Below are 2,210 nucleotides of genomic sequence, written 5' to 3'. Positions count from 1 at the left end.
GGAGCTGCCGGCGCGACGGGCACCGTGGTCGGCGGCCCGATCGGGATCGTGATGCCCGGTGCGATCTCCATCGTGGGCTGGATGACCGTCATCTGTGGCGGTTGTGGAGGTGGTGGCGGCGCGGCGGGAACCCCGGCGGAGCCGCCGATCTCGGTGGGCTTGGGAAACGACTCGACGCTAGTGCCTTTCAGCGCGCCGTCCATCGTCGACTTCCAGATGTCGGACGGCAGACCCGACCCGTAGATCGCCCCGCCCCCCTTGCTCACCAGCGGCACGTCGCCGCGCACGGTGCCGATCCAAACCGCCGTCGACAGCGACGGGGTGTAGCCGACCATCCAGGCGTCCTTGTCGGCGTCGGTGTCACCCAACTGGGTGGTACCGGTCTTGGACGCCGACGGCCGCCCGCCGGCCAGTGCGTGGCCGCGGGAGTACGACGCGATCGGCTGCATTGCCGAGGTGACGTTATCGGCCACGTCCTTGGGGATCCGCTGCTCACCGGAGTTGTTCTGGGTGCTCGCATCGAACAGCACCTTGCCGTCGGCGTTGACCACTTTCTGCACGAAGTGCGGGCGGTGGTAGATGCCCGAGTCGGCCAATGTGGCGTACGCCGAGGCCATGTCGATCGCCCGGGTCTGATACTGGCCCAACACAATTCCGTTGTTCGGCGGACCGCCCTTGCCGTCTTCGGACAAGGTGTGCGAGACACCGGGGAAGCTGGTCGCGATCCCCGCCTGGTGGGCCGCTTCGGCCACATCCTCCGGGCCATTCTTCAACTTGAGCATCAGCCGGTAATAGGAGGTGTTCAACGAACGCTTGAGCGCCTCGGCGATGTTGCAGACCCCGCAGCCCTCGCCCTCGACGTTGGTGATCTTGATGCCGTTGACGGTCAGCGGCGAGCTGTCCACCTGATAGCCCAGCCCGATGCCTTGCTCGAGCGCGGCGATCAACGCGAACACCTTGAACGACGACCCGGTCTGCAAACCGGCCTGGGCGAAGTCGAACCCATTGGCATCCGAGCCGCCGTAGTAGGCCTTCACCGCCCCGTTGTGCGGATCGATCGAGACGACCGCGGTCCGCATGTCGGGCTTCTGGCCTTCCAGGTACTTCGAGACGGCGTCCTCGGCGGCCTTCTGCGCCTGGGGGTCGATGGAGGTGGTGACCTGCAACCCCTGGGTGTTCAGCGTCTGCTCGTCGATGTTGAACAGCTCGAGCAGCTCTTTGGTGACCTGTCGCTGGATCAGCCCGTTGGGCCCGGTGGTCTGGTCTTTCGCGCGGGCCTGTTCGGGCGGCACCGTCGGCGGGAACTGTTGCGCTGCACGGTCGGTCGGGGACAGCGCCTTGATGTCCACCATCCCGTCGAGCACCCAGTTCCACCGTTCCTTGGCGCCCTCGAGGTTCAGCGCGGGGTCCAGCGTCGATGGGCGCTGGATCAGCGCGGCCAGCAATGCGCCGTCGGCGACGGTGAGCTGCTCGACGGGTTTGTCGAAGTAGGCCCGCGACGCCGCCGATATTCCGTACGCGCCGCGGCCGAAGTAGATGATGTTGAGATAGGCCTGCAGCACATCGTCTTTGGACCACTCCCCCGACATCTTGGTGGCGATGACGAGTTCCTTGGCTTTGCGGACCAGGCCACCGACGCCGGCGCGCTGGGCGCCCACCAACGCGTTCTTGACGTACTGCTGGGTGATCGTCGAACCGCCCTGCGTGTCACCGCCGAAGATGTTGTTCTTGAACGCCCGCGCGAAGCCGGTGAACGAGAAGCCCGGGTTGGAGTAGAAGTTGCGGTCTTCGGCCGCGATCACCGCCTGGCGGACCTGGACCGGTACCTGGTCGATGTTCACATCCACCCGATTGCCTTCGGGTGGAACGATTTTCGCCAGCTCAGAGCCGTCGCTGGCCAGAATCGTCGAGACCTGGTTGGTGCGGATGTCGCCCGGCTTGGGAATGTCGACGATAAAGTAGGCCATCGCGAAGGTGACGATCGGCAGCAGCAGGATCACCACGGCGCTGACGTAGAGCCCGCGACGGACCCACCGCCAGTTGAGGTGGCGCAGCCATTCCCAGTCGAGTCGTTGCGCCCAGCCCGGTAGCGGTGGTTCGCGGCGCGGCGGACGGCCGCTCGGCGGCCCACCGGAGGGCGGCCCTCCGGAAGGTGGCCTGCCGGGGGGTGGCCCGCCGGGGCGTGGTTCCTGCCGACGCGGCGACTTGGC

General features: G+C 66.7%; 1 protein-coding gene. It reads right to left on the bottom strand.

Features of this window, described 5'->3' with window-relative positions:
• Positions 1-2,210, bottom strand: a 2,210-nt coding sequence (locus tag WAO18_RS24145; protein ID WP_422208750.1) for a transglycosylase domain-containing protein, incomplete at both ends; no start/stop codon positions are given.

Origin of the sequence: Mycobacterium sp., from assembly GCF_049278535.1 — a bacterium.
GTDB lineage: Bacteria > Actinomycetota > Actinomycetes > Mycobacteriales > Mycobacteriaceae > Mycobacterium.
Note: the sequence above shows the minus strand (reverse complement) of the source record. Positions and strands in the feature narration are given on the sequence as shown.